This is a genomic window from Stenotrophomonas sp. YJH_SMC_46 (genome assembly GCF_059370315.1).
The window spans coordinates 86,969-112,979 of sequence record NZ_JCAFTO010000003.1; the positions used below are offsets into that span (position 1 = coordinate 86,969).

Annotated in this window: 25 protein-coding genes; 19 read left to right on the forward strand and 6 right to left on the reverse strand. The window is 66.8% G+C overall.

The genetic code is table 11. The features are described from left to right. The first annotated feature begins 36 nt into the window (after window positions 1-36). Both AC5P8C_RS09820 and AC5P8C_RS09825 read left to right on the forward strand, forming a co-directional pair. Window positions 37-2,343, forward strand: a complete 2,307-nt coding sequence (locus AC5P8C_RS09820) for a tetratricopeptide repeat protein (protein WP_019659270.1) — start codon at window positions 37-39, stop codon at window positions 2,341-2,343. A 94-nt stretch (window positions 2,344-2,437) separates the two neighbouring features. Continuing rightward, entirely contained in the window at window positions 2,438-2,902 is a 465-nt protein-coding gene (locus AC5P8C_RS09825; RefSeq protein WP_019659269.1) for a YqhG/Tai3 family protein, read from the forward strand. 121 nt (window positions 2,903-3,023) lie between these two features. On the opposite strand, the gene AC5P8C_RS09830 is transcribed toward AC5P8C_RS09825, so the two are convergent. Then, a complete protein-coding gene (locus tag AC5P8C_RS09830; protein WP_019659268.1) occupies window positions 3,024-3,818 on the reverse strand; it encodes a cytochrome C assembly family protein in 795 nt (264 codons plus the stop codon). Window positions 3,819-3,940: 122 nt separating this feature from the next. Between AC5P8C_RS09830 and ffh the strand changes: the two genes are divergently transcribed. The 11 genes from ffh (at window position 3,941) to AC5P8C_RS09885 (ending at window position 11,804) form a co-directional block, all read left to right on the forward strand. After that, complete coding sequence (gene ffh / locus AC5P8C_RS09835; protein WP_010483267.1) at window positions 3,941-5,317, forward strand: signal recognition particle protein; 1,377 nt, start codon at window positions 3,941-3,943, stop codon at window positions 5,315-5,317. Between the two features lie 147 nt (window positions 5,318-5,464). Continuing rightward, window positions 5,465-6,541 carry an NAD(P)H-dependent flavin oxidoreductase gene (locus AC5P8C_RS09840; RefSeq protein WP_019659267.1) on the forward strand — a complete coding sequence of 359 codons (1,077 nt, stop codon included), beginning with the start codon at window positions 5,465-5,467 and terminating at the stop codon, window positions 6,539-6,541. Continuing rightward, complete coding sequence (locus AC5P8C_RS09845) at window positions 6,538-7,320, forward strand: aminotransferase class IV family protein (RefSeq protein ID WP_019659266.1); 783 nt, start codon at window positions 6,538-6,540, stop codon at window positions 7,318-7,320. Before AC5P8C_RS09840 ends, AC5P8C_RS09845 begins: the two co-directional genes overlap by 4 nt. 127 nt (window positions 7,321-7,447) lie before the next feature. Further along, complete coding sequence (locus AC5P8C_RS09850) at window positions 7,448-8,050, forward strand: suppressor of fused domain protein (protein ID WP_495218653.1); 603 nt, start codon at window positions 7,448-7,450, stop codon at window positions 8,048-8,050. A gap of 188 nt (window positions 8,051-8,238) precedes the next feature. Next, entirely contained in the window at window positions 8,239-8,499 is a 261-nt protein-coding gene (rpsP, locus tag AC5P8C_RS09855) for a 30S ribosomal protein S16 (protein ID WP_005415733.1), read from the forward strand. A 44-nt stretch (window positions 8,500-8,543) separates the two neighbouring features. Further along, a complete protein-coding gene (rimM, locus tag AC5P8C_RS09860; protein WP_019659264.1) occupies window positions 8,544-9,056 on the forward strand; it encodes a ribosome maturation factor RimM in 513 nt (170 codons plus the stop codon). A gap of 8 nt (window positions 9,057-9,064) precedes the next feature. Further along, the gene (gene trmD / locus AC5P8C_RS09865) at window positions 9,065-9,823 is read left to right on the forward strand and encodes a tRNA (guanosine(37)-N1)-methyltransferase TrmD (RefSeq protein WP_019659263.1); all 759 of its coding nucleotides are present in this window, start codon (window positions 9,065-9,067) and stop codon (window positions 9,821-9,823) included. 154 nt (window positions 9,824-9,977) lie between these two features. Further along, window positions 9,978-10,379 (forward strand): 50S ribosomal protein L19, encoded by a 402-nt coding sequence (gene rplS / locus AC5P8C_RS09870; RefSeq protein WP_005408597.1) that lies wholly within the window; start codon window positions 9,978-9,980, stop codon window positions 10,377-10,379. An 82-nt stretch (window positions 10,380-10,461) separates the two neighbouring features. Then, window positions 10,462-10,842, forward strand: coding sequence for a DUF6404 family protein (locus AC5P8C_RS09875; RefSeq protein WP_019659262.1), 381 nt, complete (start codon window positions 10,462-10,464; stop codon window positions 10,840-10,842). Between the two features lie 78 nt (window positions 10,843-10,920). Next, window positions 10,921-11,355, forward strand: coding sequence for a DUF1801 domain-containing protein (locus AC5P8C_RS09880; protein WP_019659261.1), 435 nt, complete (start codon window positions 10,921-10,923; stop codon window positions 11,353-11,355). 38 nt (window positions 11,356-11,393) lie between these two features. Continuing rightward, window positions 11,394-11,804, forward strand: coding sequence for a DUF1801 domain-containing protein (locus AC5P8C_RS09885; RefSeq protein WP_019659260.1), 411 nt, complete (start codon window positions 11,394-11,396; stop codon window positions 11,802-11,804). A gap of 68 nt (window positions 11,805-11,872) precedes the next feature. Here the strand turns inward: AC5P8C_RS09885 and AC5P8C_RS09890 are convergent, their stop codons facing one another. Further along, entirely contained in the window at window positions 11,873-13,345 is a 1,473-nt protein-coding gene (locus AC5P8C_RS09890; RefSeq protein WP_495218655.1) for an MATE family efflux transporter, read from the reverse strand. A gap of 62 nt (window positions 13,346-13,407) precedes the next feature. On the opposite strand from AC5P8C_RS09890, the gene AC5P8C_RS09895 reads away from it, so the two are divergent. The 3 genes from AC5P8C_RS09895 to AC5P8C_RS09905 all read left to right on the forward strand — a co-directional run bounded on the left by AC5P8C_RS09895 (window position 13,408) and on the right by AC5P8C_RS09905 (window position 15,365). After that, the gene (locus tag AC5P8C_RS09895; protein ID WP_010483240.1) at window positions 13,408-13,647 is read left to right on the forward strand and encodes a hypothetical protein; all 240 of its coding nucleotides are present in this window, start codon (window positions 13,408-13,410) and stop codon (window positions 13,645-13,647) included. 9 nt (window positions 13,648-13,656) lie between these two features. Next, a complete protein-coding gene (locus AC5P8C_RS09900) occupies window positions 13,657-14,064 on the forward strand; it encodes an RNA-binding S4 domain-containing protein (protein WP_010483238.1) in 408 nt (135 codons plus the stop codon). Between the two features lie 113 nt (window positions 14,065-14,177). Further along, window positions 14,178-15,365: a glycoside hydrolase family 5 protein gene (locus AC5P8C_RS09905; protein ID WP_019659257.1), complete on the forward strand. Its 1,188-nt coding sequence runs from the start codon at window positions 14,178-14,180 to the stop codon at window positions 15,363-15,365. Window positions 15,366-15,437: 72 nt separating this feature from the next. On the opposite strand, the gene AC5P8C_RS09910 is transcribed toward AC5P8C_RS09905, so the two are convergent. The 4 genes from AC5P8C_RS09910 to AC5P8C_RS09925 all read right to left on the reverse strand — a co-directional run bounded on the left by AC5P8C_RS09910 (window position 15,438) and on the right by AC5P8C_RS09925 (window position 21,096). Then, window positions 15,438-16,040, reverse strand: a complete 603-nt coding sequence (locus tag AC5P8C_RS09910; protein ID WP_495218658.1) for a DUF937 domain-containing protein — start codon at window positions 16,038-16,040, stop codon at window positions 15,438-15,440. 108 nt (window positions 16,041-16,148) lie between these two features. After that, a complete protein-coding gene (locus AC5P8C_RS09915; RefSeq protein ID WP_495218660.1) occupies window positions 16,149-17,792 on the reverse strand; it encodes a catalase in 1,644 nt (547 codons plus the stop codon). Between the two features lie 185 nt (window positions 17,793-17,977). Beyond that, complete coding sequence (gene mutS / locus AC5P8C_RS09920; protein WP_495218662.1) at window positions 17,978-20,569, reverse strand: DNA mismatch repair protein MutS; 2,592 nt, start codon at window positions 20,567-20,569, stop codon at window positions 17,978-17,980. A 134-nt stretch (window positions 20,570-20,703) separates the two neighbouring features. Then, entirely contained in the window at window positions 20,704-21,096 is a 393-nt protein-coding gene (locus AC5P8C_RS09925; protein WP_019659210.1) for a barstar family protein, read from the reverse strand. Between the two features lie 627 nt (window positions 21,097-21,723). Between AC5P8C_RS09925 and AC5P8C_RS09930 the strand changes: the two genes are divergently transcribed. The 3 genes from AC5P8C_RS09930 to AC5P8C_RS09940 all read left to right on the forward strand — a co-directional run bounded on the left by AC5P8C_RS09930 (window position 21,724) and on the right by AC5P8C_RS09940 (window position 25,999). Further along, window positions 21,724-23,946: a methyl-accepting chemotaxis protein gene (locus AC5P8C_RS09930; RefSeq protein WP_495218664.1), complete on the forward strand. Its 2,223-nt coding sequence runs from the start codon at window positions 21,724-21,726 to the stop codon at window positions 23,944-23,946. Between the two features lie 166 nt (window positions 23,947-24,112). Beyond that, on the forward strand, window positions 24,113-24,481 hold the full coding sequence (locus tag AC5P8C_RS09935) for a glycine zipper 2TM domain-containing protein (RefSeq protein ID WP_014646414.1): 369 nt from the start codon (window positions 24,113-24,115) through the stop codon (window positions 24,479-24,481). A 225-nt stretch (window positions 24,482-24,706) separates the two neighbouring features. Beyond that, a complete protein-coding gene (locus AC5P8C_RS09940) occupies window positions 24,707-25,999 on the forward strand; it encodes a hypothetical protein (protein WP_026346934.1) in 1,293 nt (430 codons plus the stop codon). The last annotated feature ends 12 nt before the right edge of the window (window positions 26,000-26,011 follow it).

Genomic DNA, 26,011 nt, shown 5'->3' on the forward strand with positions numbered 1-26,011 from the left:
TCATCCAGCCTTCGCTAGACAGGAGCAATTACCCCCATGGACATCTGGAACTGGGTCGAAAAGCTGCAGGGTGACCTGCGCCAGGCCGGCCAGGCGCAGAACGCGCACCTGCTGAACCGTCTCGCCGACGAGGTCAGTGAACTGCAAATCGACCGCGTCGATGCGCTGCTGCCCGAAGCGCGCGCATTGGGCAAGGCGTTGGACAACCCGTGGGTTGACGTCTATGTCGGCCACTGGGCGCTGCGCAACCGCGTCGGCAACCGCGTGGAAGGCGAAAGCGCACTCGGCGAAGCCGTAGCGCTGTTTGAACGCGCGCACCGCGAGGACACGCTGGAATGCCCGCAGTCGATCTGCGTGACCCAGGACCTGGCCGCCTGCTATGGCAACATCGATGGCCCGGGCTGGGTGCCCGAGCGCATCGAGGTCTGCGATGAAACACTGGGTCGCATCGACCCGAGCTGGGCCTGTTTCCAGTGCCTGAGCTGCGAGAAGGCCGATGCGCTGCTTGATGATGGCCGTGGCCAGGCGGCACTGGATTACCTGCAGGTGCAGGCCGATGCCGTGGAGGCCTGTGGCAAGGAAGTGTTCGACAGCTTCCCGGAGATGCAGATCAAGATCCTGCTGGGCATGGGCCGTGCCGATGAGGCACTGGCGCTGATCGAAAAGCGGGAGGCCGAAGTTGCTGCGTCCGGAGAGTACGAGCCGGCCAACTGCACGGTGCCGCGCCGCCTGTCCAAGGCCTGGGCGCTGGCCCAGCTGGGCCGCGACGAAGAGGCGCTGCAGCAGCTGGTGCCGTGGAGCGAACTGACTCCGAACTACTGGCGGCTGTGGGCAAACACCGCGGCAGCGCTCTGTCAGCGGGATCCTGCGCGCAACAGCTGGGACCTGGGCACGCGCTTCAACACGATCATCGAGCACTTCGCCCGGGTTGGTTCGCATCGCCTGCTGATCGAAGTGGCGGCGCTGAGCCTGGAGCTGGCGCTGCAGCGTGGCGCGCGCTGGGTCGCACTGCGGCAGCTGGAACTGGCCCGCACCCATCTGGCGCAGCTGCGCCAGGACCGTGGTGCCGCGGCCCTGGTGGCCGGCCTGGCCGCGCGCATCGAGGCATTGCCGGACGCCGCGCCGCTGCCGGTGCCGGCCGGCGAGCTGCTGGCATGGCTGGATGCGCAGGGCGAACAGAACCAGTCGCGCGATCCCGAGCGCGAAGCGCAGTGGTTGCTGCAGGCGCATGCCGAGCTGCCCGATGACGAGGCGCTGGCCGACATGGCCGCCTCGGCACTGAATGCCTGCGGCGCGCAGGCCGAGGCGCGGTCGCTGCTGTGGCGGTTCGTGCGCGGCCATGCGCAGCACGATGGCCCCGCGGCCTACACGCTGATGCGCTGGCTGGCCGAACAGGGCGACGACGACGGACTGCGCCAGCTGGCCGATCTCTATCGCGGCAGCGTGCCGGTGTTCGCGCACTGGTGCGAGGTGCAGCGTGCACGCCGCGTGTCCGACTGGCCGGCGCTGGAGCAGGCGGCCCGATCGCTTCTGGAGCTGTCTCCGGGCTCGCACGGCGCGCGCGGCACGCTGGCGCGTATGTACATGGAAACCGGCCGTTTCAGCGACGCCCAGGCCTGTTATGCACAGCTGGTAGAGCTGCTGGAGGAGCCCAATGCCGCGCATTGGGACCACATGAGCGCAGCCAGCGCGGCGCGCGACTGGGACGCCGTGCGCCGCTCGGCGGCGGCGCTTGGCATGGAATTGTCCAGCCAGCAGGGCGTAGTCGAAGAGCCGTGGGGCTGGGTGATCATCCGCAGCGAAGAAAACGGCGAGCCGATGGAGTACTACGCCCGTCGCAGCGGTCCGGTGACCGCGCGCATCGTCGAGAACGCGCCGTCCAACCGCGCCCAGCAGGTGGGCGACTGGGTGGTGTTCGATGCCGCGCTGGTGCATCCGGCACCCGAGGAGGAGGAAGCTCGCGAGCATTTCATCCCGACCTACTCGCAGGTGCATGTGCTGGAGCGCGGCGGCTTCGCCCGCAGCTGGATGATCGATGGCGCGCACCCGGGCGAAGAGGCCTGGAACGCCTTCGTCGAGGCGGCCGAAGCACAGGGCTGGAAGGTGTGGTCACACAGCCGACCGGACTACACCGTCACCGACCCCGATGTGGAGGAGGGGACGCTGCCGGGCCTGCTGTTCACGGTGGCCCAGCCGCAGGACCATGCACCGCTGGCACTGCACCGCTTCCTCCAGCAGCAGACCGCGACGTGGCCGCATCCGCATTGCTGGCTGCGGCTTGCCGAGGCCTGTGACCAGGACCGCCAGCCGCACCTGGACGTGATCGAGCGTTACGGGCTGTAAGTAGAGCCGAGCCTGCGCTCGGCTTATGCTGGAACGCAGCCGAGCATGGGCTCGGCTCTACAAGAGATCGCCATCACGACCAAAGGGATTGGACATGCGAAAGACAGGGATGTTGATGATTGCCGGCCTGCTGCTGGCGCCAGCAGCACAGGCTGCACCCGCCTGCCAGGAGCCTGCGGCTGTCGCCCGCGCTTTCTACGAGGCGACGACCGGCAACGGTGATCTGCTGGAGCCGCCGGCCGCGCTGGTCAGCGTGGCCTTCGGCAAGGCGCTGCGTGATGAGCGCGCCTGCCAACAGCGCGAGGAGGGCATCTGCACGATCGATTCCGATCCGTGGCTGGATGCGCAGGACGGCGACATCGAAACGCCGGTGCGCTACAGCTGGGAAGAGGCGTCGGCCACCGCCGGCCAGGTTGAGATGCGCTACTCGGTGTGGAAGAAGGCTTACCTGACCCGCCTGCCGATGGTGCGCCAGGGGCAGGGGTGCTGGCAGGTTGATGACATCCTCACCAACAGCGGTCGTTCGGTCCGGAAAATCCTGGCGCAGCCGATTCCCTGACCGGCGGCAGCGTCCGCGCATTGCGTGGCTGCCGGCCAGCGGCCGGCACTACCAGGGTGGGTGGGGGCGGCCGGTGGCCTGCAGTACCTGGGTTGGTGCCGACCGTTGGTCGGCACACGGCCTATCGCGTATGCCCGAACACCAGCTCGATCACGAACTGGCTGCCGAAGAACGCCAGCAGCAGCAACAGCATCGCCGCCAGCGTCCAGTGCACCGCCTTCATGCCGCGCCAGCCGTAGCGGCGGCGGCCGATCAGCAGCACGCCGAACACGATCCACGACAGCACGCTCAGCACGGTCTTGTGCACCAGCTTCTGCGCCAGCAGGTCATCGACGAACAGTACGCCGGTGACCAGGGTCAGGGTCAGCAGCGCGAAGCCGACGGTGATCACCCGGAACAGCAGCGACTCCAGGTCGGCCAGCGGTGGCAGCGCGCGTAGCCATGGCCGGAACTCGCGGCGGCGCAGCGCGCGCTCCTGCAGCCACAGCATGATCGCCAGCAGGGCGGCGATGCTCAGCGTGGCATAGGCCAGCAGGGCCAGCCAGGCGTGGCTGGCCAGGCGCCAGCCCAGCACCTTGCTCGGCTCGTGGCCGTAGCCGTGGTAGGCCAGCAGCAGCACGGCAGCCAGTGGGAACACCACCACGCCCAGCGCCGACATCCGCCCGCGCGCGCCGACCAGCGAGGTCAGCCAGGCCATGCCCAGGCCGACCAGCGACAGCGCGGCGAAGAAGTGCATGTCCGGCCCGCCGGTGGTACGCATCGCCACCATCACGTGGTAACCGCCATGCAGCAGCATCGCCGGCAGGGCGGGCCACAGCCAGGTGGGCGAGCCGGTGGTTTCATCGCGGCCGAGCGCGCGCACCAGCAGGGCACTGGCAGCCAGGTAGAGCAGGACGGCGATGAGAACGATTGTCATCGTTGCAGTTTCGCATACCCCTGTGATGCTGGCGACGGCCCTGTGGTCGCAGTCCGGGGCGACGGCCGGACCCGTTATACTGTCTGCCTTATTGTCCCCCGCTTTCAGACAGGTTGCGCCGCATGTTCGAGTCCCTGACCCAGCGCCTTTCCGGCACCATCGAGCGCCTGCGTGGCCGTGGCCGCCTGACCGAGGAGAACATCCGCGAGGCGACCCGTGAAGTGCGCATCGCACTGCTCGAAGCCGACGTTGCGCTGCCGGTGGTGCAGGCGCTGATCGAGCGCATCAAGGTACGCGCAGTCGGCCAGGAAGTGCTGAAGTCGCTGACCCCGGGCCAGGCCCTGATCAAGGTCGTGCGCGACGAGCTGACCGCCGTGATGGGCGCCGAAGCCAGCGACCTGAACCTCAACGTTCCCGCTCCGGCCATCATCCTGATGGCAGGCCTGCAGGGTGCCGGCAAGACCACCACGGTCGGCAAGCTGGCCAAGCACCTGAAGGAAAAGCGCAAGAAGAAGGTGATGGTGGTGTCGGCCGACGTCTACCGCCCGGCCGCGATCGAGCAGCTCAAGACCCTGGCCGAGCAGGTGGGCGTGCTGTTCTTCCCGTCCAGCGCCGACCAGAAGCCGGAAGCCATCGTGCGCGCGGCCATCGACGATGCGCGCAAGTCGTTCGTGGACGTGCTGCTGGTCGATACCGCCGGCCGCCTGGCCATCGACGAAGCGATGATGGCCGAGATCAAGGCCCTGCACGCGGCGGTGAATCCGGCTGAAACGCTGTTCGTGGTCGACGCCATGACCGGCCAGGACGCGGCCAACACCGCCAAGGCCTTCGGCGATGCGCTGCCGCTGACCGGCGTGGTGCTGACCAAGACTGACGGTGATGCCCGCGGCGGCGCCGCGCTGAGCGTGCGCTACATCACCGGCAAGCCGATCAAGTTCGTCGGTGTGAGCGAGAAGCCGGAAGGCCTGGACGTGTTCCATCCGGACCGTATCGCCAGCCGCATCCTCGACATGGGCGACGTGCTGTCGCTGGTCGAGCAGGTCGAGCAGCAGGTCGACAAGGACAAGGCGGCCAAGCTGGCCGAGAAGGTCGCCAAGGGCAAGAAGTTCGACCTGAACGACATGCGCGACCAGCTGGAGCAGATGCAGAACATGGGTGGCATCGGTGGCCTGATGGACAAGCTGCCGGGCCTGGGCAACATCCCCGATCATCTGAAGCAGCAGGTCAGCCAGGGCAAGGAAGTGCCGCGCATGATCGCCATCATCAACTCGATGACCAAGAAGGAACGGCGCAACCCGAACCTGCTCAACGGCTCGCGTCGCGCGCGCATTGCCAAGGGCTCGGGCGTGACACCGGCCGACGTCAACAAGCTGATGAAGCAGTACATGCAGATGGAAAAGATGATGAGCAAGATGGCCGGCGGTGGCATGAAGGGCATGTTGCGCAGCATGAAGGGCATGATGGGCGCCATGGGTGGCCGCGGCATGCCGTTCCGTTGATGACGGCCCGGTCGCAGTCTAATGTAGCGCCCGAGCCCACGCTCGAGCGGCGGCGCACAGTCGCCGCAGCAGGCCGTCAGGCAGCAGGCTCGACTCTTCCCCTGTCCTGCGCGCACCATGAGTGCCTGTCCAAAATGATGGGCCGTCATGCAGAGTTCCGCTGTAGCTTCCCGCGCCGAGGCGTTCTGCCGGCGCTTTGGCGTTTCCGTTCCAATCCTGCTGGCACCGATGGCCGGCGCCTGCCCGGTGCCGTTGTCGGCCGCGCTGGCCAACGCCGGCAGCATGGGCGCGATGGGCGCGGTGTTGTCCTCTTCGGCCGATATCGGTCGCTGGATGGACGAATTCCGCACCGCTTCGACCGGCCCGGCCCAGGTGAACCTGTGGGTGCCCGATCCCGCACCGACCCGTGATGTTGCCGCCGAAGCCGCCAGCCGCGCCTTCCTCGCGCAGTGGGGCCCGGACGTGCCCGCCAGTGCCGCCGACGCCACGCCCGCCGACTTCGAAGAACAGTTCGCCGCACTGCTGGCCGCGCGCCCGGCGGTCGCCTCGACCATCATGGGCGTGCTGTTGCCGCATCACGTGCAGCAGCTGAAGGACGCCGGCATCGCCTGGATCGCCTGTGCCACCACCTTGTCCGAAGCGCGCGCGGCACAGGACGCCGGTGCCGATGCGGTGGTGGCGCAGGGCGCGGAGGCCGGCGGCCATCGTGGCGCGTTCGATCCGGCGATGGCCGAGCGCCAGTTGGTCGGGTTGTTCGCACTGCTGCCGCGCCTGGCCGATCACCTGCAGATTCCGGTGATTGCCGCAGGCGGCATCGCCGACGGCCGTGGCGTCGCTGCCGCACTCACGCTGGGGGCCAGCGCCGTGCAGATCGGCACCGCCTTCCTGCGCACGCCCGAAGCGGCGATCGCTTCGGCGTGGGCTGATGGGCTGGCCGCCAGCGAACCGGAAGACACTTGGCCGACCCGTGCCTTCAGCGGTCGCCTGGGTCGTGGCCTGGCGACACCCTATGTGCGCGCCGCTGCCGCAGAAGGAGCCCCCGCGCCGCGTCCATACCCGGTGCAGCGTGGGCTGACCGCGCCGATGCGCAAGCAGGCCGCGCAGGAAAACCGCCTGGCGGCGATGCAGGCCTGGGCCGGGCAGTCGGCGTGGATGGCGCCGGCGCAGCCGGCCGCCGACGTGCTGCGCGGCATGTGGGAGCAGGCGCAGGCACTGTTGCCATGATGGTGAGCTGCAACGGCCGGGCGGCGCAGGTGGAGGATCTGCTGCCGGCGCTGGTGAACTACGGCCACTTCACTTCGCTGCAAGTGCGCGACAGCGCAGCGCAGGGCTTGGACCTTCATCTGGCGCGGCTGTCGCAGGCCACGCGCGAACTGTTCGGCAGCAAACTGGATACGGCGCAGGTGCGGGGCTGGATGGCGCAGGCGCTGCGGCAGGCCGGCCTGGCCGATGCCTCGCTGCGGGTGACGGTGTACTCGCGCCGCTTCGATTTCCGCAATCCGCTGGCGGCGGTGCCGGTGGACGTGCTGGTGGCGGTTTCAGCGCCGGTGACGCTGACCGCCTCCAAGCGTGTGCGCAGCGTGACCTGGCAGCGCGAGCTGCCGCAGCTCAAGCATGTGGGCACCTTCGGCCTGTTCGCCGAGCGCCGCGCGGCGATGGCCGAAGGATTCGACGACGTGCTGTTCGTGACCGCCGATGGCGAAGTGAGTGAAGGCAGTACCTGGAACCTGGCCGTGCACGATGGTGAACGGCTGCTCTGGCCGCAGGCGCCGGCCCTGCGCGGTACGGCTGAGGCGCTGCTGAAGCGGCACTGGCTCGATGCGCAGTTGACGCGGCCGTTGGCGCTGGCTGAACTAGGCAGTGTGAAGGCCGCTTTTGCCTGCAACGCCAGCGGCCTGTGGGCGCTGGAGGCCATCGACGGACATGTCCTGCCCGGCTCGCAGGCGCTGGCTGAACAGGGCAGGGCGGTGCTGGCGGCGGTGGCCTGGCAGCCGCTCTCCTGAACGAGGCGCGTGGTTGCCGATCGTTGGGCATAGCCGGACGCTACCTTGAAGCGTTGCAGCCGGTAGCGCCGGGCCATGCCCGGCGAATGCGTCCGCAGCGAACAACACTCAGGAGTTCCAATCAGATATGGGTACGGTCACCGAGCAGCATCGCGCGGTAGCGATGCACGCAATCAAGATCATGAGCGGTGAGGGGCGGCCCAAGGTCCAGGCCTTTCACGATGATCATCGCCTGCGTTCGGTCGATATCCTTACGACGTCCAACTCGCCGGAAGCAGGGCTGAAGTCCATCTCGTCCATCGGACTATCGGATTTTGCTTTACGTCATTCAGAGGGGCACGAGCTGGAAACCCGCGTCGAGCTGTGCGCGTGTGCGGAAGATGACACGCAGCACTGGGACAACGTGGTCGCCTCGACCGCCTTTGCAATCATGCGTGATCGTGCGGCGGTGTGGCCGGGTTGCGTGATTTCCGACATCCTGCAGGACTACTTCCCATCGACCCGGATGCCGCACGTCTATCTGGTGCTGCCCTTCTTCTGGAATGACGCAAGTTTTCCAGGGTTGGAGGTTCCGCCCGTGGCGATCAATTGGCTGCAGTGCATCGCCATCCACGAATCCGAGCGGCAACTTGTCGAGCGGATTGGCGGCGATGCATTTGACGACCTGCTGCAGCGGCACGAGGTAGATGTGCTGGACATGCATCGGGCGCCTGTCGCTGGAGCACGTTGACGTTATCGCCATGGGGACGTCGGCGGGGTAAGTCAGAAGTCGATCACATTGCTGAACAAAAGCCGCCGGGCATGGCCCGGCGCTACCGTGAGGGCGCGGCGTCATATGGGGTTGGCTAGGCCGGGCTCTGCCGCTATAATCGCCCGCTTACCTCGCCATCCTGGCGACTGGGCAATAGGAAAAACACCATGGTCAAGATCCGACTGACCCGCGGCGGCGCCAAGAAGCGTCCGTTCTACCACATCATCGTCACCGACGTGCGCAGCGCGCGCGACGGCCGCAACATCGAGCGCGTTGGCTTCTACAACCCGGTCGCCCAGGGCGCCGAGAAGCGCATCGAACTGGACCTGGCCCGTGTTGACCATTGGGTCAAGAACGGCGCCCAGCCGACCGACAAGGTCCGCAACCTGATCAAGGAAGCGACCAAGTCCCAGGCCGCTGCGGCCTGATCCTGACGGGCCACGCTTCGGCGTGGCCCTCTTGGTTGAAGCAGATGAAAGATATCGAGCGCCGCATCCTGCTGGGCAGGGTTGTCGGCGCTTTTGGTGTGCGCGGCGAGATCAAGCTCGAGTCCTGGACCGAGCCACGTTCCGCCATTTTCCGTTATCAGCCGTGGATCGTGCGCAGCCCGTCCGGCGTGGAAACCACGATAGAAGGTGTGCGTGGCCGTGACAGCGGCAAGCACCTGGTCGCCCGTTTCCCGGGCGTCGAGGACCGCGACGTGGTCGAAGCGATGCGCGGCACCGAAATCTACGTGGCCCGCAGTGCATTGCCGCCACCGAAGCCCGATGAGTACTACTGGGTGGACCTGGAAGGCCTGGACGTGACGACCACGGAGGGCGTCGCCCTGGGCCAGGTCTCGCACCTGTTCAGCACCGGCGCCAATGATGTGGTGGTGGTCCGTGGTGACCGCGAGCGGATGATCCCGTTCGTGCTGCCGGACTTCGTCAAATCGGTCGATTTCGAGGCCAATCTGGTCGTGGTCGACTGGGATCCCGAGTTCTGAGCAGACGCATGCGTTTCGACGTCATCACCCTGTTCCCCGAGTTCCTCGCCCAGTCCGCTGGATTGGGCGTGGTCGGGCGCGCGCGGGAGAAGGGGCTGTTCAGCCTGCATGGCTGGAACCCCCGTGATTACGCCGAAGGCAACTATCGCCGGGTGGACGACCGTCCGTTCGGCGGTGGCCCGGGCATGGTGATGCTGATCGAGCCGCTGCAGGCCTGCCTGCAGGCGATCCGCGATGCCGATCCAACCCCGGCGCGGGTGATCTACCTCAGCCCGCAGGGCGCGCGGTTGACCCAGGCCAAGGTGCGGGAGCTGGCGGCGCTGCCGCGCATGGTCCTGCTCTGTGGCCGCTACGAGGGCATCGACGAGCGTTTCCTGGAGGCCAATGTCGACGAGGAAATCTCCCTCGGCGACTACGTGCTGTCCGGGGGCGAGCTGGGCGCGGCGGTGATCATCGACGCGGTGGCCCGCCTGCAGGAGGGGGCCCTCAACGATGCGGAGTCGGCGGCGCAGGACAGCTTCGAGGGCGACCTCGGCCTGCTCGACTGCCCGCATTACAGCCAGCCGGCCCAGCACCCGCTGGGAGACGTGCCGGAGGTGCTGCGCTCGGGCAACCACGCAGCCATCGCCGCCTGGCGCCGCCAGCAGTCGCTGCTCCGGACTGCCCAGCGACGCCCGGACCTGCTGGATGAACAGGCGCTGGGCAAGGCCGACCGCAAACTGCTGGACCAGGCCCGCCAAGCACAGAAACCCAAGGCCAGCCCCTAGCGCAGGGCTGGCTTTATCGGCTATCATGGCCAATTCCCGCCAGCCCCGGTTGGCGCGCGCAGTACCCAAAACAAACGTGCAGCACAGTCCGGTGACTGCATGAGCCCACGTTGTCGATACGACACGCCCACCCGAACAAGAATCGGTGTAACCCATGAGCAAGCTGAACAAGTCCATCGTCGCGGAATTCGAATCCGCCCAGATCACCCGTGAACTGCCGAAGTTCAGCCAGGGCGACACCGTTGTCGTCAACGTGAAGGTGAAGGAAGGCAGCCGCGAGCGCGTACAGGCCTACGAAGGCGTCGTCATCGCCACCAAGAACGCCGGCCTGAACTCCTCGTTCACCGTGCGCAAGATCTCGCACGGCTACGGCGTCGAGCGCGTTTTCCAGACCCACAGCGCCATCATCGACTCGGTCGAAGTGAAGCGTCGTGGTAAGGTCCGCGCCGGCAAGCTGTACTACCTGCGTGGCCTGGAAGGCAAGGCTGCCCGCATCAAGGAAGACCTGGCTGCCGCTGCTGCCGCCAAGGCTGCCCGTCTGGCCGAAAAGGCCTGATAAACAACTTCGGTTGTTGCCGCGACGGCCACCTTCGGGTGGCCGTTTGCGTTTCCGGCATTGCATCGGCCACGATCGGGTGATGAATGACGTCAATCCGCACTATCCCGTCGTGATCCAATCGGCGCTGCGCTTTCTTGATGACACGGGGCTGGCGCGCGCGCAGTCGGCGCCGCTGTTGCATCGACTGCTGTGGCGCGCAGGCATCGCACTGCCGCCGCCGATCCTGGCTGGTTTCGGTACCAATGCGCTGGTGCAGGGCCTGCTGTTCGGGCTGTTCTGGACCGCGCTGATGTGGCTGATGCTCTGGCAGGGCAGCGAGCGCCCGCTGGTGCTGTTGCTGGTGGCAGGCCTGTCGGCCGGAGCGCTGTTCGGCCTTGTGATGGCGGCGCTGATGCGCTCGCTGCGCCGCCACCGCCAGCTGCCGGAGTGGCGCCGGTTCCGCGCGCGGCAGGCGGACTGAGCCGATGGCGCACTGCGCCGTGACGCCCGGCACAGGCCGCGCTAGGCTGCAGCGTCATTCCGATGGTCGTACCGTGCGATGCCCGCCAAGCGAACCGCACCCACCGCTGTGCCCACGCTGCTCACCGGTGGCAACCCGCAGATCGCCAAGGGCGAGGGCGATGCTCCGGTGCAGGCGTACATCGCCGCAATGCCGGATTGGAAACGTCCGATCGGCGCACGGCTGGATGCCCTGATCGAACGGGCCGTACCCGGGGTGCACAAGGCGGTGAAGTGGAACTCGCCGATGTATGCGGTGGCTGCGGGCGCAGGCTGGTTTCTCAGCTTCCATTGCTTCACGCGCTACATCAAGGTGGCCTTTTTCCGCGGCGCTGCCTTGACGCCGGTGCCACCGGAGCCCTCCAGGAGCGCCGACACGCGCTACCTGCACATCCACGAATCCGGCCTGTTGGATGAAGCGCAGTTCCTGGACTGGGTGCGCCAGGCCGCTGCGCTGCCCGGCGAGCGCATGTAAGCCCGGCATTCCGTTTCCCTTCCCGACGAGAGTCCCTGATGGCCACGCATGCTCCCAACCCTGACGATGCCGGAACACCGGCGGCCGAACTGATCGATGCACGCATCGCCGCGCTGGGGGACTGGCGCGGCGAAACGCTGGCACGCGTGCGTGCATTGATCCATGAAGCGCTGCCGGACGTGCAGGAAGCCTGGAAGTGGCGCGGTACACCGGTGTGGGAGCACAACGGCATCCTGTGCACCGGCGAAACCTACAAGCAGGCAGTGAAACTGACCTTCGCCAACGGTGCCGCGCTGGCGGACCCGAAGGGCCTGTTCAACGCCAGCCTGGAGGGCAACACGCGGCGTGCGATCGACATCCATGAAGGTGCGATGCCCGATTCCGCGGCGTTGAAGGCACTGCTGCGCGCGGCGGCGGCGTTCAATGCGGCGAAGAAGAAGAAGCGCTGACCGTCTTCTGTAGAGCCGAGCCCATGCTCGGCTGACAGGCCTGTGCGGACCAACGGTCCGCACCCACCTCACCGTGGCGGGGCTGACTCCAGCGCGGCATCCGGGTCGGCCACCGGCGACGGTGGACAGGCCGGAATCTCCGACGGCGTGGCCAGTTCCTCAGCGTGCGAAGGCTTGCCGATCATCTTCGCCTTGCGCCAGCCGCCCCAGCGGTAATACGCCAGCGACAGCAGCATAGACACGAACGAGCTGACCGGGAAGCTCCACCAGATCGCGTCGGCGCCCCAGTACGGTTGCAGCAGTTCGGCAAACGGCACGCGCACGCCCCACAGCGAGCCGGCCAGGATCAGCAGCGGCGGAATCACCGCGCCGGTGGAGCGCACTACGCCGGAGATCACGAAGCTGACGCCGAAGAACAGGAACGAGCCGATCACTACGTGGTTGAGGTGGCGCGCGATGTCCAGTGCCTGGCTGGCCGGTGGCAGGAACAGCGCCAGCAGCTGGCGATCGAACACCACCAGCGGCAGGATCAGCGCGCCGGTCAGCAGGAAATTGAACAGCACGCCCTGGCGTGCGGTGCCGCGTACGCGGTCCCAGCGCTGCGCACCGACGTTCTGCGCCGCCATCGAAGAGCACGCCGCGCCGATCGCCATCGCCGGCATCTGCAGGTAGTTCCACAGCTGCAGGGACGCGCCGTAGCCCGCGGCGGTGTCGGTGCCGTACTGGTTGACCATGGTCATCAGCAGGATCACCGACAGCGAGATCAGCACCATCTGCAGGCCCATCGGTACGCCCTTGATCACCAGCGCCTTGAGGATGGTCAGGTCGAGCCTGAACAGGCGCATGTCGGCGCGGCCCAGCCACAGGGTGTGGCGCTTGTGCCGCATGTACAACAGCAGGCCGGCCAGCGACAGCGTCTGCGCGATCAGCGTGGCCCACGCCGAGCCGGCGATGCCGAGCGAGGGGAGCGGCCCCATGCCGAAGATCAGCACCGGGTTCAGCACGATGTCCAAGGCCACCGACACCAACAGGAAACGGAACGGCGTACGCGAATCACCGGCGCCGCGCAGCGCCGCGGTAAGGAAGGCGAACGCGTACAGCGTCGGCATCGCCAGGAAGATGATCTGCAGGTAGGCCTCGGCCAGCGGCAGCGAGGCGGCCGGCGTGCCCATCGCCGCCAGCAGCGGATGGGCCATGAACCAGCCGGCGATGGCGATGATTACCGACAGGCCGATGAAGAAGGTGGCGCTGGTGCCGACCACGCGCCGCGCCTGCGCGATGTCGCGCGCGCCGATGGCCTGGCCGATCAGGATGGTCGAGGCCATGCCGAAGCCGAACACCGAGCCGATCAGGAAGAACATGATGTTGTTGGCGTTCGCGGTGGCGGTCAGTGCCGCCTCGCCGAGGAAGCGCCCGACCCAGACCGCATTCACCGAACCGTTCAGCGACTGCGCGATGTTGCCTGCCAGGATCGGCAGGGAAAACAGCAGGAGATTGCGGCCGATCGGGCCGGAGGTCAGGTCAATCGGCGCTTTGGCCATGGAGTGGTGATCGAATCCCGGGAGGCGCACACTAGCACCAAGCCGGTTTGCAGGATGTGGCAATGCATCAACGACTGCAGATGAAGCGGAGCGTGGCGCTGGCCTTGATCGGCGCCGCACTGGCCGCATGTTCGACAGGTGACCGGCTGGGCGATACCCAGGTGCGGCCAACCGACCGCCCCGAGTGCCTGGTCGGCAGCCAGCGCCAGGATCTTTCCGCCGGCGTACCCACCCTGATCGGGGGCAGCGGCTGCCGCACCGATCCCGACAACCCGCGTCCCCTGAACAAGCGAACGGAGTAGTCCCTGCCGATGACCGAGCTTTCCCCGCTGTCGCCCAGTGTCCGCCTGGACATCTGGTTGTGGGCGGCCCGCTTCTTCAAGACCCGCAGCCTGGCCAAGCAGGCCATCGAAACCGGCAAGGTCAGCGTCGCGGGCCAGCGTCCGAAATCCTCGCGCGCGGTGCGTGTGGGTGAGCAGCTGCAGGTGGATCGCGGCGAGGAGCATTTCGAGATCCGGGTGCTCGGCCTGAGCGACCAGCGCGGGCCCGCACCGGCGGCGCAGCAGCTGTATGCCGAGAGCGAGGCCTCCAAGGCCCGTCGTGCCGAACAGCGTGCGCTGCGCATCGCCGCACGCGATGGGTTCCAACCGCCAGAGCACAAACCGGACAAGCGCGCGCGGCGGTTGATCCGCGCGTTGGGCGATATCGACGCGCTCTGACCGAACGGCGATTCCGGTGCATGGTTCCTATCGCGGCGCGAAAGGAGGCGTGAGTCACGGTGCATTCGGAAAGGGCGGGGCAGGCTGGAAGTCCACCTTCTGGAAGCCTGCCCATGCATCGCATGCTGTTGTGCCTGTCCCTGCTTGCCGCCGCGCCATTGCACGCGGCCGACATCACGTTCTGGGACACTCCGCAGCGCGGGGGCAACAGCATGAACATGTCGCCTCCGGACCGGAGCTACTTCGAGGCCCTGCGCGCGACCGGTGCGACCTGGGTACGGCTGGTACCGGACAAGTGGAAGGGGCAGGGCGGGCGTGACTTCCTGATTGGCAACGCCGACGACTACCGTAGCCTGGTTCCGGCCGACCTGGCCACGCTGCGGCGGGTGCTGGATGATGCCGACGCGGCTGGGCTGAAAGTGGTGCTGACCCCTTTGTCGTTGCCGTTGCTGCGCTGGAAGCAGCACAACGGCGACAAGGTCGATCCGCGCCTGTGGCAGTCCTTCGACAATCACGCGCCGGCCCGGCGCTTCTGGAGCGACCTCGCCACGGCATTGAAGGGCCATCCCGCACTGGCCGCCTACAACCTGATCAACGAGCCGGTTCCCGAGTATGGTGCTGGCCTGGCCGAGCATGCCTCGGCCGCGGCCATGCAGCAGTGGTACGCCGGTGTGGAAGACGGTCCACGCGATCTGCGCCGCTTCTATTCGGACCTGATCGCCAGCATCCGTGCGGTCGATGCGGACATGCCGTTGATGCTGGATGCCGGCTGGTACGCCGCTGCCGACGGTTTCAACTACTGGCCGGCGCCGCTGGCAGATTCGAAACTGCTGTACAGCGTGCACATGTATGAGCCGTATGCCGCAACCAGCGCGCCTAACCAGAAGCGCACCACGCCGTATCGCTACCCAGGCGTGGTGCCGTTTGGCGAACACAGCGAACGCTGGGATGCCGCGCGGATCCGCAGTTACCTGCAGCAGCCGATGGACTGGGCGAAGATGCACGGCGTGAGGGCCAACCGCATGGTGGTCGGCGAATTCGGCTGCATGCGGCGCTGGCCCGACTGCGGCCGCTACCTGCAGGACGTGCTGCAGGTGCTGGAGCAGGACAAGGTGCACTGGGCCTTCTACGCGTTCCGCGAGGATGGCTGGGATGGCATGGACTACGAGCTGGGCGACAGTCCGCTGCCGTGGTCGTACTGGCAGGCGCAGGAGAAGGGGAAGACCGTGGCGCCGCCGCGTTCGATGAAGGCACCGGTGTTTGCGCCGATCCTGGAGCGGTTGAAGGCGGGCAACCGGTAAGACGCCGGGCATTGCCCGGCGCGTCCCATGGAGATGCCGATCACGCCGGGCCACGCCCGGCGGCGGCATCGTTCAGCGCTTGCCACCCAGCAGGCTGCCGCCGATCTTGAGCAGATCGCCCACGCCGAGCTGGCCGTCACCGTCCTGGTCCAGCACGCTGCCGAGCAGGCCACCGGCGATGCCACCCTGCTGCTGCACCTGCTGCTTTTCCTGGCCCAGGGCCTGGCTGAGCGAGCCGGCATCGGCCTGGCCGCCACCGAGGCGCTGGGCAAGGAAGGCCATCACGATCGGCGCGAGGATCTGCAGCAGCTGGCTGGTGCGGCCGCTGTCGAGCTGGGTGGCCTGGGCCAGGCCGGTTTCCACCTTCTGCTGGCTGCCGCCGAAGATGTGGCCGAGGATGCCGGCGCCATCGCTGGCGGCACCGCCGCCGCCGCCACCCAGCACCGAGCCGAGCACGCTGCCCAGGTCCAGGCCACTGTGGTTGTTCTGCAAGGCGCCGAGCAGTGCCTGCGCGCCCTGCGGCTGCGAGGCGTTGTTGCCCAGCGCGCCCATCAGCACCGGCAGCGCGGCACTGATCGCGCCGGAAGCCTGGGTATCGCTGATGCCGAGCTGCTGCGACACCTGCTGCAGCGGGGCGCCCTGCAACTTGGCGAGAAGTTCATCGGTCAGGCTCATCTGCGGAATCCTTGATTGGGGTTGGGCGTGCAGAAGGTACGACGCGTACCGTTAAAACGGCGACGCCGCCTCGCAGGGAGGCGGCGTGCCGTTCACGGGGGAGGGCGATCAGAGCTCGATGTCTTCGGCGCCCGGGGTGGCGGTGGGGAAGTCCGCTTCCGGCTGGGCCGGCTTGAACGGATCCGACGGCTGGCTGGCCAGCGCCTTCAGCGCCGCGGCCACACCAGCACCGTAGGCCGGGTCGGCCTTGCTGCAGTTGTCGATGTGGCGCTGCTTGATGAAGTCCGGCGCATCGCCCAGGGCACGGGCGGTGTTGGCGAACAGGCGGTCCTTCTGTGCCTGGTTGTAGCTGCGGAACAGCGCACCGGGCTGGCTGAAGTAGTCGGCGTCGTCCTCACGGAAGTTCCAGAAGTCGGCGTCGCCCCGGATCTTCATCGGCGGTTCGCGATACTGCGGCTGCTCCTGCCACTGGCCGTAGCTGTTGGGCTCGTAGTGCGGCAGGCCGCCGTAGTTGCCGTCCACGCGCATCGCACCGTCGCGGTGGTTGCTGTGCACCGGACAGCGCGCGGCGTTCACCGGAATCTGGTGATGGTTCACGCCCAGCCGGTAGCGCTGCGCATCGGAGTAGGCGAACAGGCGCGCCTGCAGCATCTTGTCCGGCGACGGGCCGATGCCCGGCACCAGGTTGCTCGGCGCGAACGCCGACTGCTCCACGTCCTGGTACCAGTTGACCGGGTTGCGGTTCAGTTCGAACTGGCCCACTTCGATCAGCGGGTAATCGCTCTTCGGCCACACCTTGGTCAGGTCGAACGGATGGATGCGGTAGGTTTCCGCTTCCAGCTCCGGCATGACCTGGATGAACAGCTTCCACTTCGGGAAGTCGCCCTTCTCGATCGCGGCGAACAGGTCGCGGCCGTGGCTTTCGCGGTCATGGCCGACCAGGATCTGCGCCTGTGCGTCGGTCAGCGATTCGATGCCCTGCTGGCTGACGAAGTGGAACTTGACCCAGAAGCGCTCACTGTCGGCGTTGGTGAAGCTGTAGGTGTGCGAGCCGAAGCCGTGCATGTGGCGGAAGCTGCGCGGGATGCCGCGATCGCTCATCACCACGGTCACCTGCAGCAGGGCTTCGGGCAGCAGCGTCCAGAAATCCCAGTTGTTGCGCGCGCTGCGCAGGTTGGTGTGCGGGTCGCGCTTCACGGCCTTGTTGAGGTCGGCGAACTTGCGCGGGTCGCGCAGGAAGAACACCGGCGTGTTGTTGCCGACCAGGTCCCAGTTGCCTTCTTCGGTGTAGAACTTCAGCGCGAAGCCGCGGATGTCACGCTCGGCATCGGCGGCGCCACGCTCGCCGGCCACCGTGGTGAAGCGGGCGAACATCTCGGTCTGCTTGCCGACCTTCTCGAACAGCTTGGCGCGGGTGTACTTGCTGATGTCGTGGGTGACGGTGAAGGTACCGAACGCGCCCGAGCCCTTGGCGTGCATGCGACGCTCGGGAATGACCTCGCGGTTGAGGTTGGCCAGCTTTTCCAGCAGCCAGACGTCTTCCATCAGCAGCGGGCCGCGTGGGCCGGCGGTCTTGCTGTTCTGGTTGTCCACCACCGGCGCGCCGAAGGCCGTGGTCATCGGGGTCACCGGATCATCGCCCTGCTTCTGTTTCGGCGTGGTGCTCAGCTCGCGCTGCTGCTGGGCGCCTTCCGCAGGCGACGGCGCGGTGTGATACGGGCATTTGGGGCTGTTGTTATCGGACTGGCTCATGGCTGGCTCCTGCGGGTGAAGACGGGGTGGAACATCTTCACTCGACTTTAGCTAGCGCCAGATGAAATGAATAATCGAATGATTCGTTCAGGTTGATAGATTCTGTCAATTGAAACTCAGAATCAGATTTGCGAAATCTTTCGATGGGCCTCCTGCGAGGCAGGAGGCCAAGCGTTGCGCTGCGGCTACAGCAGCGCTTTCAAGCGATACAACGCTTCCAGCGCCTGCTTCGGCGTCAGTTCGTCCGGATCGATGGCGGCCAGTGCTTCCTGTGCCTTGTTCGATGGCGCCGCGAACAGGCCGAACTGCTGCGGTGCATCCAATGCCTGTGGTGCCAGCTCGGCGGCATGGCTTTCACCACCGCGCTGTTCCAGCTCGGCCAGGCGACGGCGCGCCTGCGCTACGGTGGCGCGCGGCAGGCCTGCCAGGGCCGCCACCTGCAGGCCGAAGCTGCGGTTGGCCGGGCCGTCCTTCACCGCGTGCATGAACACCAGCGCCTCACCATGCTCGACCGCGTCCAGGTGCACATTGGCAATACCGCTGCGGCCGCCTTCGTGCTGCTCATCGGCCAGCGCGGTCAGCTCGAAGTAGTGGGTGGCGAACAGCGTGTAGCAGCGGTTCTGGTAGGCCAGGTGGCGGGCCACCGCGTCGGCCAGCGCCAGGCCATCGTAGGTGGACGTGCCGCGGCCGATCTCATCCATCAGCACCAGCGAATGCGCGGTGGCGTGGTGCAGGATGTAGCTGGTCTCGGCCATTTCGACCATGAAGGTGGACTGCCCGCGGGCCAGGTCATCGCCGGCGCCGATGCGGGTCAGGATGCGGTCGATCGGGCCGATCAATGCGCGGCTGGCCGGCACGAAGCTGCCGATGTGGGCCAGCAGCACGATCAGCGCGTTCTGCCGCATGTAGGTCGATTTACCGCCCATGTTCGGGCCGGTGATGACCAGCATCCGGCGGTCCGGATGCAGGTCCAGGTCGTTCGGTTCGAACGGCTGCTCGCGTACCGCCTCGACCACCGGGTGGCGGCCGCGTTCGATCTTCAGGCACGGCTCGGCCTGCAGTTCCGGCCGGGCCCAGTCCAGCGCCTGCGCGCGTTCGGCGAAGGCGGCCAGCACGTCCAGTTCGCTGAGTGCGGCGGCGCACTGCTTCAGCGGCTCCAGCTGCCCCCCGAGGGTATCCAGCAGCTGCTCGTACAGGTACTTCTCGCGCGACAGCGAACGGTCGCGCGCGGACAGCACCTTGTCCTCGAACGCCTTCAGTTCTTCGGTGATGTAGCGCTCGGCATTGGTCAGCGTCTGGCGGCGGGTGTAGTGCACCGGCGCGCGGTCGGACTGGCCCTTGCTGATCTCGATGTAGTAGCCGTGCACGCGGTTGTAGCCCACCTTCAGGGTGGGAATGCCGCTGCTTTCGCGTTCGCGCTGTTCCAGGTCCACCAGGAACTGGTCGGCGTGGGTGGACAGGCGGCGCAGCTCGTCCAGCTCCTCATCGAAGCCGTCAGCCAGCACGCCGCCGTCGCTCAGTTTCAGCGGCGGCATTTCGGCGATGGCACTGGCCAGCAGCTGCGCGCACGCATCGTGTTCACCAAGTGCGGCATGCAGGGCCTGCAGGCGCGGTGAGTCCAGTGGTGCCAGCACCTCGCGCACGGCCGGCAGCAGCCCCAGGCCGTCGCGCAGCGTGGAGAAGTCGCGCGGGCGCGCCGAGCGCAGCGCAACGCGGGTGAGGATGCGTTCCAGGTCGCCCAGGCGGCGGAACTGCTCGCGGATGTCGGCGTCCGCGCCGCGATCGATCAGGGTTTCCACCGCATGGTGGCGCTGCACCAGCACCTCGCGCAGGCGCAGCGGACGGTGCAGCCAGCGGCGCAGCAGGCGGCCGCCCATCGGCGTCACCGTGCTGTCGAGCACGCCCAGCAGCGTATTGCGGGTGTCGCCATCAACACGCGTATCCAGTTCCAGATGGCGGCGGGTGGCGGCGTTCATCGCGATCGCCTCGCCGGCAGTCTCCATCGCGATGGAGGTCAGGTGCGGCAGGCGCTGCTTCTGGGTCTCCTCGACATAGCCGAGCAGGGCGCCCGCGGCTGCGGTCGCGCGCGGCTTGTCATCGATGCCGAAGCCGCTCAGGTCATGCAGCTTGAAAAACGCCAGCAGCTGGCGGCGGCCGCTGTCGGCGTCGAACAGCCACGGTGCGCGGCGGCGCACCCCGGTGCGCTGGCGCAGGAACTCCGGCCAGTTCTCCTCGTCCGGCACCAGCAGCTCGGCCGGTTCCAGGCGGGCCAGTTCGGCTTCCAGAGCGTCGTCGGTTTCCACTTCGTTGACCAGGAAGCGGCCGCCGGCCAGGTCGGCCCAGGCCAGGCCATAGCCCTGCTTGCTGCGCGACAGGGCCATCAGCAGGGTGTCGCGGCGCTCATCCAGCAGCGCCTCGTCGGTGACCGTGCCGGGGGTGACGATACGCACCACCTTGCGCTCGACCAGGCCCTTGGCCAGCGCGGGATCGCCGATCTGCTCGCAGATCGCCACCGACTCGCCCAGCGCCACCAGCCGTGCCAGGTAGCCTTCGTACGCGTGCACCGGCACGCCGGCCATCGGGATCGGTGCGCCACCGGAACTGCCACGCTGGGTCAGGGTGATGTCGAGCAGGCGCGCGGCCTTGCGCGCGTCGTCGTAGAACAGCTCGTAGAAATCGCCCATGCGGAAGAACAGCAGCAGGTCCGGATACTCGGACTTGGCTGCGAAGAACTGCTTCATCAACGGGGTATGTTCGGCGGACTTGTCTTTGGACATGGGACTCGTGAATCGGGGCGTCCGGCCGCGCCGGAGGGCGGCGGCAGCGGAGCCGGTACAGGGCCGTCCATGGTAACTGCTGGGGCGCAGGGCTGCCGCCACTGGTGGCAGGCCGGTGCGGCACGAAAAAGGGTTCAGGCCGGGACCAGGGTGATCTGCCGATGGCTGTCGAAGATCTGCATGACGATCTCGAAGTAGGTCGGGCCCTCGCCCTGTCGCACCGCCTGCAGCCGGCGGGCGATCGCCCGCGCGTTGAAGCTGCCTGGTGCGTCCAGCTTGGCCTGCAGCCACTGGCAGGTCGCCTCCACGCCCAGCGCCGAACGGCTGTGGGCGATATCGCGCCAGATCAGCGTGGCCTGCGCGTGGCCAGCCAGTGCGCCATAGCCGCCATGCAGCAGGTCGTCCAGTGCGTCCAGGCTCGGCCCGAGCTGCCATGCCTCGCCGGCCATGAACACGCGGTTGATCTCCGTGTAAAGGCTGGCGATGTCATCAATGGCGGCGCCTTCAATCTGCAGGACGAGGGTCATGCGCCGACTGTAGCGTGGTCCGCGCTGTTGTTGATGGCCCAGCACGAGAGAGCTTTGCGCGGTCGGTCCGGGCTGAATGCCATATGGCATCGCGGTGCGCCTTTGCCACAGGTCACGACGGACGTCGAAGGATGCGTAGAGGGCCAGCGACGATGCGAATCATTGCACTGGCTACGTGGTGGCTTGCTCTGCAGTGGGCGGACGCCACGCCGCCATGCATCTTCTGCATCGGTCATGGATGCCAGGGACTACTCCGGAGAAACACCGATACTGAGCGCGAGTTCATGGGGCTTTCTCGAGAAAGTATCGAACGTTCTTTCCCAGGCCAGAGGCGGAAGGAAGCGTGGCACATGCCTCTGGTGGCTTCTTCGCAGCCCAAGTTAATGCTGGCTACTCGTTCTCCATGCGCCGTCACCGGCTCGCAAAATGAATAACCCGCATTCAGGTCGAATATTGGGTGGTCCGATGCACGTTTGCAATGCGCGGCTGCAGGAATTTGCCGGTGCGCGGTTTTCACAACAGCCCGCACATTTCAGGATATCTGGATCGATACAATAATATCGGCCCATAAAGTTTCCCCTGCCTGCGCCGCCATCGACCGTACGGCCATTGATCAAGGGAACTGAGATGCTCGCCTTACGCAACCTCCGAGTGGGATCCCGGCTGGGCGCCGGGTTTGGTTTGCTGCTGCTGTTCATCGTCGCCATCGTCGGCCTGGCGCTGTACGGAAATCACCTGAAGTCCACCCAGTTCGAGAAAGTGGTGGACGTCAACATGGTGAAAATGCGGTTGTTGAACGAGATGCTGGATACCAACAATGCGGTGCTGATGCAGCGCCGGCTGATGGTGATCAAGCGAGGTGAGGATTTCGACAGGGATTATCGGAAGGCGCAGGAGCTGTCGCAGGCGTACGACGCCATATGGGCCAAGTACATCAAGATTCCGCGTGATGCCACCGGCGATACGCTGGTCGCGCGGATCGACGCGGCACGCAAGGCCACCGACGCGTCCACCCGGCAACTGCATGAGCGCATGAAGGCCGGCGATTTCGACGGTGCAGCCAAGGAGCTGCTTGCCGAGCAGGGCCTGGCGACGGCCTGGAACGAGGCGATCTCCACCCTGCTGCGGCACCAGGAGGTGCTGACGGCGCGCAGCCGCGAGGACTACCGCGCGACCGAGGCGTGGACCGGCACCTTGTCGATCGTGTTCGGCGTGCTGAGCCTGATACTCGGCTCGCTGGCCGCATGGGCCATCACCCGCAGCCTGACCCGGCCGCTGGAGGGAGCCGTGAAGCTCGCCGATGGCATCGCCAACGGGCGGCTGGACAGCAGCATCGACGCCTCCGGCAACGATGAGGTGACGCAGCTGCTCAGGTCGATGCAGCGCATGCAGGCGCAATTGCAGTCTGTGATGGCGGCGCAGGGGGAACTGGCTCGCCAGCACGATGCGGGCAGCCTCAGCTATCGCATGGATGAGAGCGCCTTCCCCGGTGACTACGGGCGCATGGTGCACGAGACCAATGCGCTGGTCGGCTCGCATGTGCAGGTGCAGAACCGGTTGATCGAAGTAATGAAGCACTACGCCCGGGGCGATCTATCGGTAGACATGGATCCTCTGCCGGGCGAGAAGGCCGCGATCACCCAGGCGATGGACGAGACCAAGGCCAGCCTGTCAGCGATCAACGGTGAGATCCGCAGGCTGGCGACGGCAGCAGCGGCGGGGGACTTCAGCCTGCGCGGTGACGAGCAGCGCTTCGCTCACGATTTCCACGACATGGTGGCCGGGCTCAACCGGCTGATGCAGACCACCGACGAGAACCTGGTGCAGGTATCGAGCCTGTTGCAGTCCATCTCGCGCGGTGACCTGACCGTGCGCATGCAGGGGGACTTCCACGGCGTGTTCGCCCGGATGCGCGATGACTGCAACGCCACCGTCGACCAGCTCACGCAGATCGTCGGCCGCATCCAGGCCAGCGCGTCCAGCATCAACTTGACGGCAGGCGAGATCGCCGCGGGCAACACCGACCTGTCGCGGCGCACCGAGCAGCAGGCGGCGAACCTGGAAGAGACTGCGGCGTCGATGGAGGAACTGACCTCCACCGTGAAGCAGAATGCCGAGCACGCACGCCAGGCCAATCAACTCGCGATCGGCGCGCACGGTGTCGCTTCGCAGGGCGGCGAGGTGGTCGGCCAGGTAGTCACCACGATGTCGGCGATCGAGGCCTCGTCGAAAAAGATCGCTGAGATCATCTCGGTCATCGATGGCATTGCTTTCCAGACCAACATCCTGGCGTTGAACGCGGCGGTGGAAGCCGCGCGAGCTGGTGAACAGGGCAGGGGCTTTGCGGTGGTGGCCAGCGAGGTGCGCACACTGGCTCAGCGCTCGGCGGGTGCGGCCAAGGAAATCAAGGGCCTGATCGAGGATTCGGTTGGCAAGGTCGCCGACGGCTCGGCGCTGGTCCGCCAGGCTGGCACCACCATGGGCGAGGTGGTGGCCTCGGTGCAGCGGGTGACCGACATCATGGCCGAGATATCTGCCGCATCGCAGGAGCAGAGCTCGGGCATTGAACAGGTCAACCAGGCGGTGGTGCAGATGGACGAGACCACGCAGCAGAACGCGGCGCTGGTGGAAGAGGCCAGCGCCGCGGCTCGTTCCATGGAGGAGCAGGCCAATCTGCTGGCCGAAGCGGTTTCGGTGTTCCGCATCAGTGCGGCAACCACGGCCGCAGCCGTGCGCCCGGTCCTGGCCGCGGTCGCGGCGAAAGTGACTCCGGTACGCCGGCCGGGGGTACTGGTACCACGCATCGAGCCGACGCTGGCTGCGAACGCGGGCGGCTGGGAAGAGTTCTAGCAACAGCGCATGCCGGCAGGGAGACGGCGCCCATCACGATCGTTGACCGTGATGGGCGCGGATTTTTTCCCTGAACGCGCGATGGCCGGCGAGGTTGGGGGCACGCCCATTTCACTTCCGGTTGCCAACCGCTGGGGGACACTGGCCCCGTACCGGAACTCAGGAGATGGCCATGAAGACCTCGACCCGATTGCTTGTGCTGGGTACCCTGCTGGCGGCCTCGTCGGTGGCCGGCGCGCAGACTTACGGCCCGCGTGATGAGGGGCGCAGGTTCAACGACGGTAGCCGCGTGGTCTGCAAGAACGTGGAAGTGCAGCGCAACTCGCGCGATCCGAACCGCATTGCCGGTACGGCAACCGGCGCGGTAATCGGCGGCCTGCTGGGCAACCAGGTGGGCGGCGGCAACGGCAAGAAGCTCGCCACCGTGGCGGGCGCCGTGGCCGGTGGTGCGGCTGGTCGCCAGATCCAGGGCAACAGCCAGCAGAAGAACGGCGACCGCGTCGTCGAGCGCCGCTGCGAACGCGTCTATCGTTGATCGGTCGCTGCCACACCTGTTCGGCCCTTCCACATCGCAATATTCGAACGCCGGCCCCGCGCCGGCGTTCGTCGTTCCGGACCCGTATCGCTGAATCTGGCGTCATGCCTATACTGCGCCGACTCAACGGATGAACGTCCAGTGAACGAATCGGCTCCAGCTCCCCAACCGGCACCGCTCGCCGGGCATGACCCGATAGCGGAAGCGACCGCCCATCCCCAACGGGTGCGTGATCGCACCGATGAACTCGAGCTGTTCATTTCGGGCCTGCTGGCGTTCGCGCTGCTGGCCGTGCCGGGCTATCTGTTCGACGCCTGGGCGCGCAGCAGCCTGCACACCGAAGGTATGTACTTCCAGATGCTCTGGTTCGGTTTCAGCATCAGTGTCGGCATGTGCTATGTGCTGGCAGTCGCCTTGATCATCCACCTCACGGTGCGCGGCTACTGGATCGGGCTGATCGGCCTCCGGTCGCATTTCCCCGATGGCATTGACTGGGCGCGCCTGCCAAGAATGGGGGCGGTCACGCGCGCTTTCCTGCAGGCCCGGGACGGAGGCCTCGATGGCAGCATCGAACGGGCCGACCGGCTGGCGACGATGCTGTTCTCGACCACCCTGCTTGCCGTACAGACATTGGCGGGCACGCTGGTGTTGGCCGTCCTGACGCTCGGTGTGTCGATGGTGATCGGCGCGCTGTCAGGTGGCGCCGATCATGTCGCCATGCTCGCCCTGTGCAGCGTGCTGGCCGCACTGTTGACGCTGGCTGTTACCCCCGGGATCCTGGAAAAGATCGTGGCGCGGCGGCAGGCGCGCGGGCAGCCCCATGAGCGACCGCAGCGACTCCTGCAGGGCATGCTGGCGGCCCTGCAACGGGTTCCGCTGTTGCGCCTGATGCAGACCATGCAGCTGACCATGCAGAGCAACCTGCGCTCGCGCTCGTTCATGGCGGCCTACCTGTTCGCGGTGCTGGTAGCGATGCTGCTGGCCGCCGTGCAGGTGATGGCGTCGTTGAAGTTCTCGCTGTTCAACCGGTACCAGATCGTCACGGAAGCGGCGGTTGAGCACGGCATGCTGAGTGCGCATTACGAATCGATGCGTTCGGCGCATGACCAGCTGCTGCCGTACCCGATGATCCCGTCGGACACGATCAGCGGTGGGCAGCTTCGCGTGTTCATTCCGCATCGCCCGCAACGCGACAATCCGCTGGCGCGCCAGCATTGCACCGCACTTCCGGACGCGCACAATGAAGCCTCCGGGCAACAGGCCGCCAACGCCGCAGTGGAGTGCCTTTCCCGGCTCTGGCAGGTCAAGCTGGACGGCACCCCGGTCGACCTGCATGGCTTCGTGCCCATGGAGCGGCGCGACCTGGATATGCGTGGCCTGGTGGGGTACCTGCCTACCCGCGGCCTCGCGCCCGGACGCCATGACCTGGAACTGGTGTGGAATGCCACAGGCGGCGAGCGCGGGGGCGGACGGCGTCGCGCGTTCCGCATCCCGTTCTGGTACGCCCCGGATCCCTGAGCGTCGGCTCGA